This is a genomic window from Pseudoflavonifractor capillosus, assembly GCF_016902575.1.
In the GTDB taxonomy this organism is placed as follows: domain Bacteria; phylum Bacillota; class Clostridia; order Oscillospirales; family Oscillospiraceae; genus Enterenecus; species Enterenecus capillosus_A.
In genome coordinates this window covers 1-14463 of the sequence record NZ_JACSNZ010000047.1, presented here as the reverse complement: position 1 = coordinate 14463, position 14463 = coordinate 1, and the positions used below count along the sequence as shown (strand labels likewise).

Sequence of the window (14463 nt, the reverse complement as noted above, 5' to 3'; positions counted from 1 at the left end):
CCGAGGGCTTGACCTACAAAGAAGCGTGGAATCGTCGTGAGCAGCGAGCATGGACCGGAGCGAGCTTTGCAAACCAAGAAATTGAAAAATTTCTGTTTGTAAAGCGAGACGAAGGGAATGCGAGCGTTGCGAACAGATGAAACGTGACAACAAGAATAAATGCAGGCAGCTTGCTTGATCACATTGTTCAGTTTTGAGGGTGCGGAAAACCCTGACATGCACCTTTAGCTCAGTTGGTAGAGCACCTGACTCTTAATCAGGGTGTCCAGGGTTCGAGTCCCTGAAGGTGTACCACTCCCACTTAGGTGTGAGTAACACCTAAGTGGGAACCACAAAAATGGGGTAAAAAACACTTGACAGTAGCGGAGAAATCTGCTAATATGTCATATGTTGAGTGCAGGCTTTGCGGTCTGCAACAAGGCAGTCGGTGCTGATTGCAGTGAGGGTCCACCCGTTCCCATTCCGAACACGGCAGTTAAGCTCACTTGCGCCGAAAATACTTGGCTGGCGACGGCCTGGGAAGATAGGTAGTGCCGACACAAAAGAGGTTTGAGTTTCTCAAGCCTCTCAATATTCCTCCTTAGCTCAGTTGGTAGAGCATGCGGCTGTTAACCGCAGGGTCGTTGGTTCGAGTCCAACAGGGGGAGCCATTTCTGTACATGAGCCGTCACAGGTTTGTGACGGCTCATGTAGACAGAACAGATCGACGACATGGGCCTTTAGCTCAGTTGGTTAGAGCAGCCGGCTCATAACCGGTCGGTCCCGGGTTCGAGTCCCTGAAGGCCCACCATACAGGGGTATAGCTCAGCTGGTAGAGCATCGGTCTCCAAAACCGAGTGCCGAGGGTTCGAATCCTTCTGCCCCTGCCATAAAAATAACAGCGGAAGCTGATCAAATAGATTCCCCCAGATGGCGCGGTAGTTCAGTTGGTTAGAACGCCGGCCTGTCACGCCGGAGGTCGAGGGTTCAAGTCCCTTCCGCGTCGCCATTTGCTGCTATAGCTCAGTCGGTAGAGCGCATCCTTGGTAAGGATGAGGTCGGCAGTTCGAATCTGCCTAGCAGCTCCAACAAAGACCCGTCAAAACCAAACGGTTTTGACGGGTTTATGTTTTTCTACTAACTTTATTTTAGAATTTGATATTTTGACGAACTGTCTATTTTCAGGAAAACCAACACAAAAACCGACACCGCCAAGAAAACAAGCCGGATGGGGGATTATCCCTGTCCGGCTTGTTCTATTGCTCTTCGAACGATTTGAGCGGCCTGACTAATGCTCTCTTGGTCTGCATGGGTGTACATGCGAAGGGTTACAGCCTTGTCGCTGTGGCCTAGTGCCTCCGATACACTAGCAATGTCTGCCCCGTTAATAATGGCGATACTGGCGAAGGTATGCCGAAGCTTGTGAGGGTGCAGATCTGGAATGCCATACCGCTTTGAAAACTTTTTCAGATATCTTGTAGGACTTTGTGGGTGCATTGGTTCTGGGCTTGATTCTTGGGTAAAGACATAGCTACTAATGCATTTTTGAGACTGTTCCACTCGGAGCTGGCGTAACAGCCCCAAGGTGTGCTCTCCGGCATACACAGTACGGATGTGGCTATTTTTTGGTGTGTCGAGATAAATACCCTTGGCCTGTGTGTAGCAGAGATTCCCTCTAATAGCAATTGTACCGGTACTAAAGTCAATGTTTTTCCATTGAAGGGCGCAACATTCACCACGGCGAATACCGGTATCTATTAGCAGATGCACTAAGGTGCGCCACTTTAGTGACTCTTCTTCCAGGCTGGCAAAGATTTTTTGCACTTCCGCAGGAGTGTAGGCCATTGAATCATTTGTTTTTATTTCATCCTTACGCGGCTTTGGCCGCTCTACTTTGTCCATAGGATTGCGGTCGATCATATCTCCCTGGTAGGCCATTTTGAAAAAGCTGTGAAGAATCGTATAGACCTTGATGACGGTGGAGTGTGCCTTGCCTTCTGCTTGGATGGACAGGAGAAGGGCAGTAATTTGAGCTGGAGTAATCTCTGGAAGCTTGAGATCACCCAGGGCCGGGTAGATCTTCTTGTCCAAATAGCTCTGATAGTTGGCTCGGCTATTCTCACTCATGGTAATAGTTTTAGATGGCATGAACACACGTTCGCCGTATTGCCGGAGAGTAAGAATCTTGGCGGCTTCAGCTGCGACCTGCGCCTCCCGATCTTTCTGCTCTGAACGGCTAATCACCTCGCCAGCGTCGCTCTGACGCTCAAACTCGGCGGCCACGGCAGCTAATTCCCGCTCAATAGCTTTTCGACTCCAACCCTCCGGAGGATACCAGCGCCGCGTTAGGCGGGACTTGCTCCTACCCCGGCTGACGGAGATCTCATAGAACACCCGCCCGTCTTTTGTTTTCAGCTTTCGTGTCGAGGGCATGAGCGCACACCTCCTGCCCCTGGAGAATTTCCAGGGCTTTTTATTTGCCGTCTGTTCCGGCTGGAGACTCCATTGCGTTGATCATCTTTTTCAGAATGGTCTGGCTGTCTTTGATGTACTCGCGCACAAGGTCAATTTTTGCTGGATTCCAGACATCTTCTAGCGCCCCGGTTGCATGATCCTCTGCAATTTTGTACTTATCCATCCCACAGATTTCATGGACTGTGCTGATCAATTCGTCATCAGCAACGCTAATGTCATCCTCAAGTTTGGGGTCGATTGCTCCAAGAGAAATGCACTGACAATCAGGTTGGTCTGTATATCCAACCAAGTAGTCGAGAGTGACACCTAGTTTTTCGGCGATCTCCTTTGCCCTGTTCAATGAGATAGGTCCGTCGCCATTAGCAATTGTTTTGCACGAGATAGAGGCATTGTTCATATCGTCGGAGTTTGCGAGTGCAAGCTCGCCAAAAAGGCGCTCGAGAAAAATACGACGAATATCGGGAGAAAGAACGTCCCTCGATGGTTCCAAGAGCTGGGAAGTTTGGATATCTAATGCGGCCGCTATACGATTAAGTGTCTCCAGCTTGGGCTTACGAACATCTCGCTCCCACTGGCCGATGCTTTGATACGGAATATTAAGTTTTTCAGCCAGATCACTCTGTGTCATTCCGGCCTTTTTCCGTGCGGCCTTTATAAGCTGTCCTGTTGTCACAATGAATCACCCCGCATTTACAATAGCACAGCAAATAGAGAAACACAAGCAAAAGTTTGCAAAAATGGTTGACAAAAGCTAATGAGTGTAGTACTCTAAAACAAACTCTTATGAGTGTGTGAGGTGAGAATATGAGAATTAATAGAGAGAAATTTGTGGTTGCCCTTGTAAGGCATGATTTAAACGGCAACGAACTGGCAGAGCGAGCGGGTGTTTCCAGGGGTACAGTAACAGCCGTAAAGAACGGAAAGAGTTGCAGCAAGGAAACTGCGAAAAAATTGTCTGCAGTGCTGGGCCAAGAGATTTTGGAAAAGGAGTGTAGACTATGACGCCATTTCAGAAGATCCCGGAAGCCTGTAAAACCACCGGCTTAAGTCAGTACTTCCTTAGGAAAGGGTGTAAGGACGGGTCGATTCCACATGTTCGATCCGGCCAGACCTACTACATTGATGTCCCAGCTCTGCTTCAGAAGCTCAGTGATGATGCCATGAACTGCGGTCAGAGGGTGGACACTGCGTCCAGGGGCGAGGCTGGGGTGACCCCTTGGAGGTAGATGCATGAAAGGAAGCAGACTTGGAGTGACGCTGTGCCTCAAACCGACTTTTCAAGGAACCCTGGCTTCAGTATGGTCGGTAATCCAGCCGGATCTTAACAATGCCAGGAGGCGGTGATGGTGAATGGGGTATGGATTTATGATGTTGCCATCGTACTATGAGGCCATCCGACCACTCCCGGATGACCAAAGGTTGGCATTATATGATGCCATTATGGACTATGCGTTTCAAGGGGTGGAGCCTGTGGATTTGCCACCAATTCTAAACGGCTACTTTGTGCTGCTGAGGCCCAATATTGACAGCTCATCCAGCCGCTATGCTGCATCGGTTGAAAACGGGAAAAAGGGAGGGCGACCGCCCAAGTCAAAACCCAGTGAAAACCCGACAAAAACCCAAGCAGAACCTAGAGAAAACCAAGAGAAGGAAAAGGAGAAGGAGAGGGATAAGGAAAAGGAGAGGGATAAGGAAAAGGAGAGGGATAAGGAAAAGGAGAGGGAGTTTGTTAGCTCACCCGCTTGTGGAAAAAAGAAACAACAAAGCTTTGTTCCTCCGACATTAGAGGAAGTAGCCGCCTATGTCCAGGAGCGAAAAAGCAATGTTGACCCACAGGGTTTCATAGACTTCTACGCAGCCAAGGGCTGGATGGTTGGCAAAAACAAAATGGTTGACTGGAAAGCGGCATGCCGGAGAGCCGAAAAATGGGAGCGTTGGGGACAGAGGGGCAAAACCAGAAATGATGTCAAGACTGCTTCTGACTATGTAAGCGGCGAAGATTTCTTTACGCATTAAGGGAGGGATATGAAATGAATGTAGATTTGACAGGTTTGATGCAGGCGAAGAGGAACCCAGGAGACTACGTTGGGAAAGACGGGCTATTATACTGTTCCAAGTGCAACACACCCAAACAGATCCGACTTAATTTTAACCCGGCTACCGGCGCCAAAGAAGAGACTCTGGTTCGCTCTGCCTGCAAATGTGAGCAAGAAGCGGCTGAAGTAGAACAGCAACGTGCTAATCAGGAGAAATTCAAAAAAAGCATGGAGCGTCGATGGGAAGACGGGATTTCTGCCCCCAATGGTCTGCGCTATAGTTTCGCTGAGGATGATCGTGCAGATCCCAGAGTATCTGATGCTTGCAGACGGTATGTGGAGAATTGGAAAGAGATGCAAATGGAGAACATCGGAATCTTATTCCATGGCACAGTAGGTACTGGCAAGAGTTTTTTGGCTTCCTGTATTGGTAATGCCCTGCTGGACAAACAAATTTCGGTGGCAGCAACGAACTTTCCACGCCTACTGAATCTGCTGCAAGGTGCATCGGAAAGACAGAAACTCCTTGATCGACTGTCTACATATAAGCTGCTCATTCTGGATGATCTAGGTGTGGAGCGGGACAGCACCTACGCAGCTGAACAGATCTTTAACGTCATTGATGCTCGTGCCAGCTCAGGGCTTCCAGTTATTGTGACGACAAATATGACGCTGGAGGAACTAGAGCACCCTAACTCCATGCAGTACGCACGAATTTATGATCGTGTGCTTGACATGTGTCCTGTACGATTCAAGCTTTTGGGGGAAAGTCGCAGGCGAGGGAATGCCAAGGTAAAGAAGCAACTTGCCCAGAGGATTCTTCTCGACTGAGTGGGACAGAGATCAAAATTCCCTAGATAGAGGCCGATAAAGAGTGACTTTGGGCTTGGCTTCTCGACTACCTAGGTTTCCACGCTTCTGCAGTTAAGAAGCGTAGGGATGTATACAAAACGGTAAAAAGGTACTGTGACGGGGTACACCCTTCTTTGAGGGCTCGTCGACCCCAAAAAACGCATAATCAGTCCTCCTGAAAAGGACAGGGTTAATTGCAGAATTCTGAATTTGGAGGAGAAATTAGCATGAATATCCAAGAAATTTTAGGCGTGGTCAAGGAACATGGGGCAGAGGAAGTAAAAAGCATCCTTGAGAAAATGAGACAGGAGAATGAGGCACTGAGAACCGAAGCCCAAGCTGCCAAAAGTGCGTACTTCGCCGATGTTAAGCGTCGCGAGGATAGAATCAAGCAGCGAGTTGAGGCTCTCTCGCATGAGAACGATACGTTGGCTGAAAAAATTTTAGCTATGAGACCGGGTCTGGTTGCAGCCACCGTTAATGGGGATGCGAGTACAGTGGACAAGATCCAGAGAGAGATCGCGGACATTGAGGCACAGAAGGCGGCAGTGGTGACGCAGATTGACCTGCTGTCGGGGGCGAATGTGCCAGGGAACGAAGAGCTTTTCCGGGTGGCAGATGAAAAACTGAGGGAGCTGAATGAAGACAGCCTTCGGCTCAGAGAAATTAAGAAAATGGTGTTCGAATTCGCCGGAGAGCAGGAAGAACTGTGGAATCGGCTCAAAGAAGACAACAGTTATTATAACCTTGCGGGTGGCACAGTTTATCACTCCGAGAAGTTGTATGAGCACTTCCAACAGAAATAAGGGCTACCGCAATGGTGAGGAGGTGACGTACTGATGATGACTGAAAAGGAACTGCTGGAGAAATGCCCTGAGCTGCGTCTTTATCCTGGGTTGTTGGTAAAGGTAATGGAAAATCCGGAGGCTTACATGATGACTCACGGGAAAGTAGATGCCCGGAGGTTGAAGGAAAAGCTCGGCATTGGAAGCGGCAATTAGCTCCCCTTTTTGGGATGTGGTAATCCAACTCTACCACGAAAGGGGCTTAGGGGCAATGACGAAACAGGAACTGGATTCCCATTGGGAGCTGCTGCAGAAGTTGGCCGAAGATCTGGAACTGCTGACTTCACTGGAAGCAGCGGCTGGGCCATGGGCGCAACGGCTGGATGGTATGCCCCGTGCCTCCGGTGCCAGCGATCCAACAGGCAGTCTTGCGGCCGAGATAGCCGATATGCGGGCGACTGTGGCCCAGCGTCAGGCTGCAGTCGCCCGCTCAGAGGAGGCAGTGGCCGCATACATCAGCACTATACAGGATAGCCAGACGAGGATAATTTTCCGCCTTCGGTTTATCCGGGGTATGACCTGGAAAGAAGTCGCTTCGGCTGTCGGGGGACGAAATACGGAGGCTGGGGTAAAGGCCGCGTGTTATCGGTATATATCGCGCAATGGACCTGCACGCATGGGGCGGCCTCGGAAAGTAAATCCGAAAGAATGATAACGAGGAGGTGTATGAGAGTGCTGATAGCGTAGACACAGGAAATAGGCCACTGTTGTGGTTGATTATTCATTCTTATTCCATGGCTTTCCACCGGGCGTAAATGCCCGACCTTCCTTTCTCTCTTAAACCGGGCCCCTGGTTTTGCAACGGCCGAGGCGCCGGGTGGAGAGCCATAGAATAGAGAGGAGGAATTATGGCAAGTCGCAAGGAATATGAGATGCTATTCCAACTGAACGCGCAGTTGGGGAGCAGCTACACCAAGACGTTTAAGGCTGCACAGGACGAGATTACGTCCATGCAGAAGGAAATACAGTCCCTCTCGAAGACCCAGTCTGACATTACAGCGTATCAGAAACAACAGTCTGCGGTCGAAGCCACACGCAAGCGGCTGGAGCTGTTGCAACAGCAGTACGAGAACATTCAGCAGGAGATTGAGGAGACGGGACAGTCTTCTTCTGACCTGAAGAATAAGCTGCTGGCCAAACAAATGCAGATCGACAAGACTACATCATCGCTGGGAAAGCAAACCCAGAAACTCGACGAGATGGGGGATGCTCTGAGAGAGGCCGGGGTCGATATGGACGACCTTGGCCAAAGTTCTGTCCAACTCTCCAACCGGATCGACACCCTGAAAAAAGAGCAGGAGGAGGCAACTCAGCAGGCACAGACTTTTGGGAATAAAGCGTCCCAGGCATTTGGTGCCGTCCATGAGGCTATTGTTGCTGCCGGAATTGCTACTGCCCTGAAGGAGATCTATCAGTATTATGCTGAGTGCTCCCAGGCGGCCATGGACTTCGAGTCGGCGATTACCGGCGTAGCCAAGACCACGGATCTCACGGAAGAAGAGCTTTCTGCCATGTCGGATTCCGTCAAGGAGATGTCCACAGAAATCCCGGCAACCACAGACGAGATTTCAGCTGTGGCAGAGGCGGCAGGCCAGCTTGGCATCGCGAAGGAATCTCTGCTGGACTTCACCGAGGTCATGGTGATGATGGGGACATCCACCAATATGAGCGCCGACGAAGCAGCGACGGCATTGGCCAGGTTTGCCAATATCACCGGGACTTCCGCTGAAAATTACAGCCGACTTGGGTCTGTGATCGTAGGACTTGGCAATAATTTCGCCACCACAGAGAAAGAGATTACCGAAATGGCGACACGCCTTGCTTCTGCCGGCACTCTGGCTGGACTAAGCGAATCAGAAATCCTCGCTCTGGCCGCTGCAATGTCCAGTGTCGGTATTGAGGCTGAAGCTGGTGGCACGGCTATGACACAGACGCTAAATGCCATTGAAACGGCAGTGGTGAAGGGCGGAGATGCACTGTATGAATTTGCACGCATCTCCGGGATGTCCTCGTCTGAATTTGCTACTGCATGGGAGAACGATGCAGTGGGTGCGTTGCAATCTTTCATCGCTGGTCTTGGAGCTCTGGATTCCCAGGGGGAGAGTGCCGTGCTGATCCTCGATGACCTTGGCCTGACCGGGGTGCGGCAAGCAAATATGCTGAAAAGCCTGGCCCTTGCATCTGAGCAGTTGGGCGGGGCTGTGAGCCTGGCCAGCCAGGAGTGGAAAGCGAACACTGCTCTTACCACTGAGGCATCTAAACGGTATGCCACGGCTCAAAGCCAGCTGACCATGATGCAGAACGCCTACAAGAACCTGAAAGTTGCGATTGGTGATGCATATACGCCAGCGCTTCAGAAGGCATATGCTGAAGGGACAAAGCTGTTAAATGCAGTATCTCAATTCGTCAAGCAAAATCCGGCCCTTGTGAATGCTGTTGTTGCCTTTACTGGTGTTATGGGAACGGTAGTGGCAGCGTTGACAGCATATACTGCTGCGATGAAGCTTGCAGAGGTGGCAACGACAGCATTTGCCACTGTGTCCAGTGTATCTCTCGGACCGATTTTTGCAGTCACGGCTGCGGTTGCTGCAGTCACCGCTGGTGTTGTGGCGCTGGCCACAGCTGCGGCAAATGATGCGGCTCCGTCTGTGGACGAGCTGACTCAAGCGGCCCAAGGTATGCGTGAGGCCATGGATGAGGCCAACGCAACCTATGATGACACGGTGTCCTCCACCATGGCTGCTGCTGGAGTTGCAGATTCTTACATCAGCAAGCTTGAGGCCATGGAAGAGGCTGGCGTCAGAACCGAGGAAGAACACCGGGAGTATCACAACACCCTGGCTCTGCTCTGCCAGGTTGTTCCTGATTTGGCTGAACAGATCGACCTAGAGACAGACACCATCAACGGAGGGACTGCTGCGCTCCGGGCGAATACCGAGGCGTGGAAGCAGAATGCCATACAGCAGGCATATCAAGAACAACTAACCGCTCTGTATAAACAGTATTCTGAGGTTCTGATTGAAGCTGAGGAAAACAGTATTGGGCTTACAAAGGCAAAGTACGAGTTAGAAGCAGCAGAAAAAAAACAGACAGAAGCTGTGTCCAGGATGAATGCATTGTGGGAGGAGGCTAGCAGAGAAGCCCAAAAGCAGGCTGATGGTAACGGTGTCATTGCTGATACAACGGCTTACCTGACCCAGGAATATTACGACCTAGAAAACGCTCTGGGATCACTCAACGAAGAGGTGTTTACAGCACAGAGCGCGGTCGCCTCGTATGAACAGGCGATTGAGGAAGGAAAAGATGCGGCCTCCGCCGCTGAGGAAGAAATTGCGCTTGCTGAGGAGGCTATCAACAATTTAACCGATGCCACCCAGGCTGGTGCCGATGCAACAGGTGAAGCTGCAAATCAGGAGCAGGAACTCCAGTCTGTCATAGTTACAACTATGGATGCTGTTAACAGCCTGACCACAGCGTATACCGAGGCATATGAGACAGCTCTGGACAGCGTGTCGGGGCAGTATCAAATATGGGAGGAGGCGGCAGAAGTTGTTGCAACCAGTGCTGGAACCATCAACTCCGCACTGGAGAGCCAAATTTCCTACTGGGAAGACTACAATGAAAATTTGCAGTCCTTGAGAGATCGGAGTGCAGATATCCAGGGGCTGAGTGATGTAATTGCATCTTTCGCTGATGGCTCAGCCGATAGTGTAAATGCAATCGCCGGCATGGCCAGTGCCAGCGACGAAGAGCTGGCTACGATGGTCAGTAACTGGCAGGATCTCCAGGCCGAACAGGAGGAGGTCGCCGGCAGCGTGGCGGACCTAAGGACAGATTTCTCGAACACCATGGACGAGCTGCAAGCCGATCTTGCAGAGGACATTGAGGCGATGGACCTCAGCACGGAGGCTGCGGAGAGTGCCAAGGCGACTATCCAGGGGTATATCTCTGGAGCTACTGGGATGTTGCCACAGGTCCAGGCTGCATATGCTAACTTGGCTTCTGCCGCACAAGCTGCTCTCGGTATCACGGGAGGAAGCGGGAAGAGCGGATATATGAGATATTCCGCTTACGCAAGTGGCACAGAATACGCTGATCCTGGCTTTGCTCTGGTGGGCGAACACGGCCCGGAGCTGGTGTGGCTCAACGGTGGAGAGCAGATCATGACGGCCGAGGAAACTGCGGCGCTCCGGGACAGTATGTCTGTGGAGGCCATGGCTTTCGCCCCACAGCTTATGGCATATTTGTCCTTGAGCCGGGGTATTGGAGCCATCTCGGCGGAAAGCGGGGTAACTGCATTTGGGGGAACGACAGGAGCTGCGCACACGTTCAATATTATCTATAATGTTTCGGGGACAAATGCCACTGACATCATATCCGATCTCGAGGCGCACAACGATGATTTGGTGTCTTTGATCCGGAGTGTAATCGAAGAAGATCGGGTAGATGCACTACGCGTAAGCTACTCGTGACATCAGTTCTTCGGTATTGTGTGCTGCCCGGTGAGGTACACGGTGGATCGGGCCGGTTCAGGGACAGCTTGACCCGCTGAAGGAGGCAAACGCCGCAGTTATCCTGACCGAATACGGCTTCAAGACCCACGAGCAGGTCACCCTGGAAATGGGAGGTGGCGACTGAGAGAGCAACATCCAGTAGCTGGCAATCGAAAACAAGAGGCTGGCCGAGGCCGGCGGCGGACACATTACCGTCCCCATCGACCAAAAGGCCAGCGAAGGAGAAGGAGGAAACGAATGAAGGATCCGAAGAAAACGCGGCCAGCGGCGGTGGATATTCGCCGGCCGGTCTATGCCATGGCGACGACCGACGGCCAGAGTGCAGAGATCACCATGTATGGAGACATCTATGAGCAACGTCCCACCGACTGGTTCGGAAATCCTGTGGAGGGGGAATTCGTGCTTCTGTCCGACTTTATGGAGGACCTGGAGCAGATTGCTTCCTGCAAGGAAATCACCATCCGCATGAACAGCTACGGCGGTGACGCCGGAGTGTCCATCACCATCCATAACCGGCTCCGGGAGCTGGCGAGGGCCGGGGCAACGCTCACCTGCATCGTGGATGGCGTGGCCATGTCCGGCGGCTCCCTGATCATGTGCGCCTGCGACACTGTGAAAGTCAATCCTTCCAGCCTGGTGATGATTCACAAGTGTTGGACATTCATCTTTGGAGGATACAACGCCGATGAAATGCGGGAGCTGGCCGCCAGGAATGACACCTGGGACAAGGCCCAGATCTCCATCTACAAGCGCAAGACCGGCATGAGCGACACAGTCCTCTCTCACATGATGTCCGACACCACCTACATGACGGGCGGTGAGGCGATGGAGAAGGGCTTTGCCGACGAGCTTCTGGAGGATGCAGAGCCTCTGGGGATCTCGGCTAGCGCAGACGGGCGCTGCCTGTTTGTCCACGGGCGCGCGCTCCACCTTGCCTCGGGTATGTTTGCACCGGACAATATTCCAACGGTTAACCAAGAGACGAAGGCGACCATTTCTGCCATGGGGCAGGTATATTCTGCGGCTATCCCAGCAACGGTCCGACAGGCAGCCACCCGAATTGCGGAGGATGATGCAGTTCAGAGGGAGAGAAAGCGCCTCCAGGACATCGATGCCCTGGAATCCCAGTTCGACGCCGAAACCATCCAGGCGGCCAAGTATGGTCCCGACGCCTGCACCGCGCAGGAGATGGCGTACCGCGCCGCACAGAAGGCGGCCAAGACCGGCAAGAGCTACCTGGCCTCCATGATGAGTGACACCGAGGACTCCGGTGCACAGGATGTCGGCGCAGCAAGTGCCAGCGGAGAGCCTGCTGGTGGGGGTCTTACTCCCGAGCAGCGTATGGCCAAGGGCCGGGCGGATGCTAAAGCCCTGAAAGAGGGAAAGAAATAATATGGTGGAGTATCTCACGGTAAGAGCGTGGGGCATAGAGTTCGATGCCGCCCGGGCTGGGGGATCCATCTGGCACAGAATGTGAACTAGAGAAATGTTTACAAGCAACTAAAATTGTATCGGGAGTGCGATATGGAAAACGGATATGTATTCGGCACATTGGAAATCCAAGAGCTGATTTCCATGTTGACACCAGGTGAGGTAAGAGATGCGCAATTAAGGCTAAGAGTATTCCTGAAGGACTATTCGGTGATTGGCCTGGAGCGTATGGTTATATTGGCATATTTAATCGGGGAAAAAGATGCCTTATGCGCCAATGTAGATTGTTCAGCGGAAACTCTTGCGACACGGTTGAAGCAGATATATGGCATGGGGAAAAGGCATGGTTTTACAGAGGCGGCAATGCTGTTTAACAGCCCAAAGACAGACCTCAAATAGCAGGTGTATTGAGAAAAGTCTGTTTGCGCTGTTGCAATTTGCCTAGGACTTTCCAGAGAAAGATAATCTGAGAGCGGGATGTAGCTACTTACTAGCGTATGGCACACTATCTACTACGCTCCTATTAAGTCTATTGGTAGGGCGCTTTGGTGGAGGAACGCCAGAGACTCAACTAAGTTGCTGAGTGAAAGAGAAACAACATTTCCGACGCCATGAGTAAGTCTATTCTCCAAACTTAGGTAATTAAGGTCATTGTTATAAATTGTTTTTGGGTGTGGTTCAGCGTAGTGGCTAATCCCTTGACCCACACGCTGACCCACACGGGGAAAGGCTCTGAAAGGATAAAAGCGCACCGGAGAGGATGTTCTGCCCGGTGCGCTTTTTCTCGCTATCTTACATCACTTGTGCCATAAAGCTGCCCATGGTGGCTGCTGCCTCGTCCTGCTTTTGCCTGGTGGCGTGGGTGTAGGTGCGGAGGGTGAATCCGGCGTCGTAGTGGCCCAGCATGGAGGACACAGTTTTTACATCCACGCCGTTTTGCAGGGCGGTGGTGGCGAAGGTATGTCGGAGGTCATGGAAGCGGATGTGGGGGAGCCCGGCATCCTTTAGAATTTTCTTGTGGAGGTTTACCACCGAATCCGGGTGGTACATGTCTCCGGTGATGGGGGAGGGAAACAGATAGGGGCTGTGGGGGTGTTTCTCGTGCTCCTGGATCAGCAAATCCACCGCCGCCTGTGGGATGGACACCAGGCGGACGGAGTTTTCCGTTTTGGGGCGAGTTAATTCCAGAGAGCCGTCTGGATTTCGGACATACTGCTTGCTCACCGAGATGGTGTTGCTCTGGATGTCCAGGTCGTCCCACCGCAGGGCTACCAGTTCACCCTTCCGCAGGCCGCTGACCAATTCCAGATAGAACATGGGGAGCAGGTCCCGGGCTTTGGCTGCCTCCAAGTAGGCGTGCATGTCCTGGGCCGGGAGAATCTGCATCTCCACCTTCCTGGGCTTGGGAGGCACGCAGTCCTCCGTTGGGTTTCTGGGAATCAGCCGCTCCTTTACCGCCCGTTCCAGGGCTGCATGGAGCATGAGGTGGACGCTGTGGACGGTGGTAGTGCTCAATCCCTGGGGCTGGTTGCTCCCTACATGGATTCTGCCGCTGTCCAGCAGCTCCTTATAGAGCTTTTGCAGGTGGCGGGTGGTCAGCTTCTTCAGTTTGATGCTTCCAATTCTGGGGATGGTGTAGCGTTCAATCATCAGTTCATACCGATTGGCGGTGGCGGCGCGCACATTGGGCTTGGCATACAGCTCGTACCAGGTGCGCAGCCAGGTTGTCACGGTGTATTCCTCACTGCGGCTTACATCCAGCCCCTGACACTCTGCTATAGCCGCCTGGAGTTTCTCTTTTACTTGGGCCTGGGTCTTGCCCAGTACATTCTTGATGATCCGCTTGCCAGTCTTGGCATCGTACCCGGCGGTGTACCGGCCTTCCCACCGGCCATCCTTTCGCTTTCGAATATTTCCTTCGCCGTTGGCTCGTTTCTTTGCCATTTGGGGTCACCTCCTATTCAGTGACACAACATAGCACAGAGGGGAGAGAATATCCAGGAGACACGAGCAGAGTTAAAAGAAAGTTATCAATTCCCACGTCAGGGGTTTTCATTGTTAACACTGTGCTATTTTGGGAAGTGCTTTCTTTGTTTAGGCGACGCAAATTCTGAGCCACGCGAGCAGTCACAACCCCTGTAAATTTGTTGCGGCCCTAAGGATACGGGGAATCACGCCAGCCTTGGGGGAGTATTTTGCTGTTTACAATGCCCTGTTTGACCCCTGTAAAAATGCCCGCACTGCGGGCATTTGTGGCCGGAGAGGGGGCGCTTGCGACCCCTCTCCTTTCTCCTGCTTCTCGTCGTCGCAAGCTACATATCCCTCATTTCC

The 14463-nt window shown here is 52.1% G+C and carries 11 protein-coding genes, 6 tRNA genes and 1 rRNA gene; 15 read left to right on the top strand and 3 right to left on the bottom strand.

Going from position 1 to position 14463, the window contains the following annotated elements; translation table 11 throughout:
- The first annotated feature begins 218 nt into the window (after nucleotides 1-218).
- The 7 genes from H9X86_RS10440 (at nucleotide 219) to H9X86_RS10410 (ending at nucleotide 1067) form a co-directional block, all read left to right on the top strand.
- Nucleotides 219-294, top strand: a tRNA-Lys gene (locus tag H9X86_RS10440).
- A gap of 129 nt (nucleotides 295-423) precedes the next feature.
- Nucleotides 424-539 (top strand): 5S ribosomal RNA (rrf, locus tag H9X86_RS10435).
- Nucleotides 540-574: 35 nt separating this feature from the next.
- A tRNA-Asn gene (locus H9X86_RS10430) sits at nucleotides 575-650 on the top strand.
- A gap of 63 nt (nucleotides 651-713) precedes the next feature.
- Nucleotides 714-790: transfer RNA gene (locus tag H9X86_RS10425), tRNA-Ile, on the top strand.
- A gap of 3 nt (nucleotides 791-793) precedes the next feature.
- A tRNA-Trp gene (locus H9X86_RS10420) sits at nucleotides 794-869 on the top strand.
- 42 nt (nucleotides 870-911) lie between these two features.
- Nucleotides 912-988 (top strand) — tRNA-Asp (locus tag H9X86_RS10415).
- Nucleotides 989-991: 3 nt separating this feature from the next.
- Nucleotides 992-1067, top strand: a tRNA-Thr gene (locus tag H9X86_RS10410).
- Between the two features lie 148 nt (nucleotides 1068-1215).
- Here H9X86_RS10410 and H9X86_RS10405 read toward each other — a convergent pair.
- Together H9X86_RS10405 and H9X86_RS10400 are read right to left on the bottom strand one after the other, a co-directional pair.
- Nucleotides 1216-2412: a tyrosine-type recombinase/integrase gene (locus tag H9X86_RS10405; RefSeq protein WP_204901462.1), complete on the bottom strand. Its 1197-nt coding sequence runs from the start codon at nucleotides 2410-2412 to the stop codon at nucleotides 1216-1218.
- Between the two features lie 40 nt (nucleotides 2413-2452).
- The gene (locus H9X86_RS10400) at nucleotides 2453-3127 is read right to left on the bottom strand and encodes a helix-turn-helix domain-containing protein (RefSeq protein WP_204901461.1); all 675 of its coding nucleotides are present in this window, start codon (nucleotides 3125-3127) and stop codon (nucleotides 2453-2455) included.
- A 131-nt stretch (nucleotides 3128-3258) separates the two neighbouring features.
- On the opposite strand from H9X86_RS10400, the gene H9X86_RS10395 reads away from it, so the two are divergent.
- The 8 genes from H9X86_RS10395 (at nucleotide 3259) to H9X86_RS10360 (ending at nucleotide 12531) form a co-directional block, all read left to right on the top strand.
- Entirely contained in the window at nucleotides 3259-3456 is a 198-nt protein-coding gene (locus tag H9X86_RS10395; RefSeq protein ID WP_204901460.1) for a helix-turn-helix domain-containing protein, read from the top strand.
- A gap of 348 nt (nucleotides 3457-3804) precedes the next feature.
- Complete coding sequence (locus H9X86_RS10390) at nucleotides 3805-4470, top strand: DUF6291 domain-containing protein (RefSeq protein ID WP_204901459.1); 666 nt, start codon at nucleotides 3805-3807, stop codon at nucleotides 4468-4470.
- Between the two features lie 14 nt (nucleotides 4471-4484).
- On the top strand, nucleotides 4485-5321 hold the full coding sequence (locus H9X86_RS10385) for an ATP-binding protein (protein WP_204901458.1): 837 nt from the start codon (nucleotides 4485-4487) through the stop codon (nucleotides 5319-5321).
- 248 nt (nucleotides 5322-5569) lie between these two features.
- Nucleotides 5570-6148 (top strand): hypothetical protein, encoded by a 579-nt coding sequence (locus H9X86_RS10380; RefSeq protein ID WP_204901457.1) that lies wholly within the window; start codon nucleotides 5570-5572, stop codon nucleotides 6146-6148.
- Nucleotides 6149-6181: 33 nt separating this feature from the next.
- On the top strand, nucleotides 6182-6343 hold the full coding sequence (locus H9X86_RS10375) for a hypothetical protein (RefSeq protein ID WP_204901456.1): 162 nt from the start codon (nucleotides 6182-6184) through the stop codon (nucleotides 6341-6343).
- Nucleotides 6344-7035: 692 nt separating this feature from the next.
- A complete protein-coding gene (locus H9X86_RS10370) occupies nucleotides 7036-10659 on the top strand; it encodes a phage tail tape measure protein (RefSeq protein ID WP_204901455.1) in 3624 nt (1207 codons plus the stop codon).
- 279 nt (nucleotides 10660-10938) lie between these two features.
- Nucleotides 10939-12093 carry a head maturation protease, ClpP-related gene (locus H9X86_RS10365; protein WP_204901454.1) on the top strand — a complete coding sequence of 385 codons (1155 nt, stop codon included), beginning with the start codon at nucleotides 10939-10941 and terminating at the stop codon, nucleotides 12091-12093.
- A 132-nt stretch (nucleotides 12094-12225) separates the two neighbouring features.
- Nucleotides 12226-12531: a hypothetical protein gene (locus H9X86_RS10360; RefSeq protein ID WP_204901453.1), complete on the top strand. Its 306-nt coding sequence runs from the start codon at nucleotides 12226-12228 to the stop codon at nucleotides 12529-12531.
- 393 nt (nucleotides 12532-12924) lie between these two features.
- Here H9X86_RS10360 and H9X86_RS10355 read toward each other — a convergent pair whose 3' ends face one another.
- Nucleotides 12925-14076, bottom strand: a complete 1152-nt coding sequence (locus H9X86_RS10355; protein WP_204901452.1) for a tyrosine-type recombinase/integrase — start codon at nucleotides 14074-14076, stop codon at nucleotides 12925-12927.
- Nucleotides 14077-14463: the final 387 nt, after the last annotated feature.

Coding starts and splice junctions, on each gene's coding strand:
- H9X86_RS10405 (WP_204901462.1), bottom strand. CDS start 2,412: ATGCCCTCGACACGAAAGCTGAAAACAAAAGACGGGCGGGTGTTCTAT.
- H9X86_RS10395 (WP_204901460.1), top strand. CDS start 3,259: ATGAGAATTAATAGAGAGAAATTTGTGGTTGCCCTTGTAAGGCATGAT.
- H9X86_RS10390 (WP_204901459.1), top strand. CDS start 3,805: ATGGGGTATGGATTTATGATGTTGCCATCGTACTATGAGGCCATCCGA.
- H9X86_RS10385 (WP_204901458.1), top strand. CDS start 4,485: ATGAATGTAGATTTGACAGGTTTGATGCAGGCGAAGAGGAACCCAGGA.
- H9X86_RS10380 (WP_204901457.1), top strand. CDS start 5,570: ATGAATATCCAAGAAATTTTAGGCGTGGTCAAGGAACATGGGGCAGAG.
- H9X86_RS10375 (WP_204901456.1), top strand. CDS start 6,182: ATGATGACTGAAAAGGAACTGCTGGAGAAATGCCCTGAGCTGCGTCTT.
- H9X86_RS10370 (WP_204901455.1), top strand. CDS start 7,036: ATGGCAAGTCGCAAGGAATATGAGATGCTATTCCAACTGAACGCGCAG.
- H9X86_RS10365 (WP_204901454.1), top strand. CDS start 10,939: ATGAAGGATCCGAAGAAAACGCGGCCAGCGGCGGTGGATATTCGCCGG.
- H9X86_RS10360 (WP_204901453.1), top strand. CDS start 12,226: ATGGAAAACGGATATGTATTCGGCACATTGGAAATCCAAGAGCTGATT.
- H9X86_RS10355 (WP_204901452.1), bottom strand. CDS start 14,076: ATGGCAAAGAAACGAGCCAACGGCGAAGGAAATATTCGAAAGCGAAAG.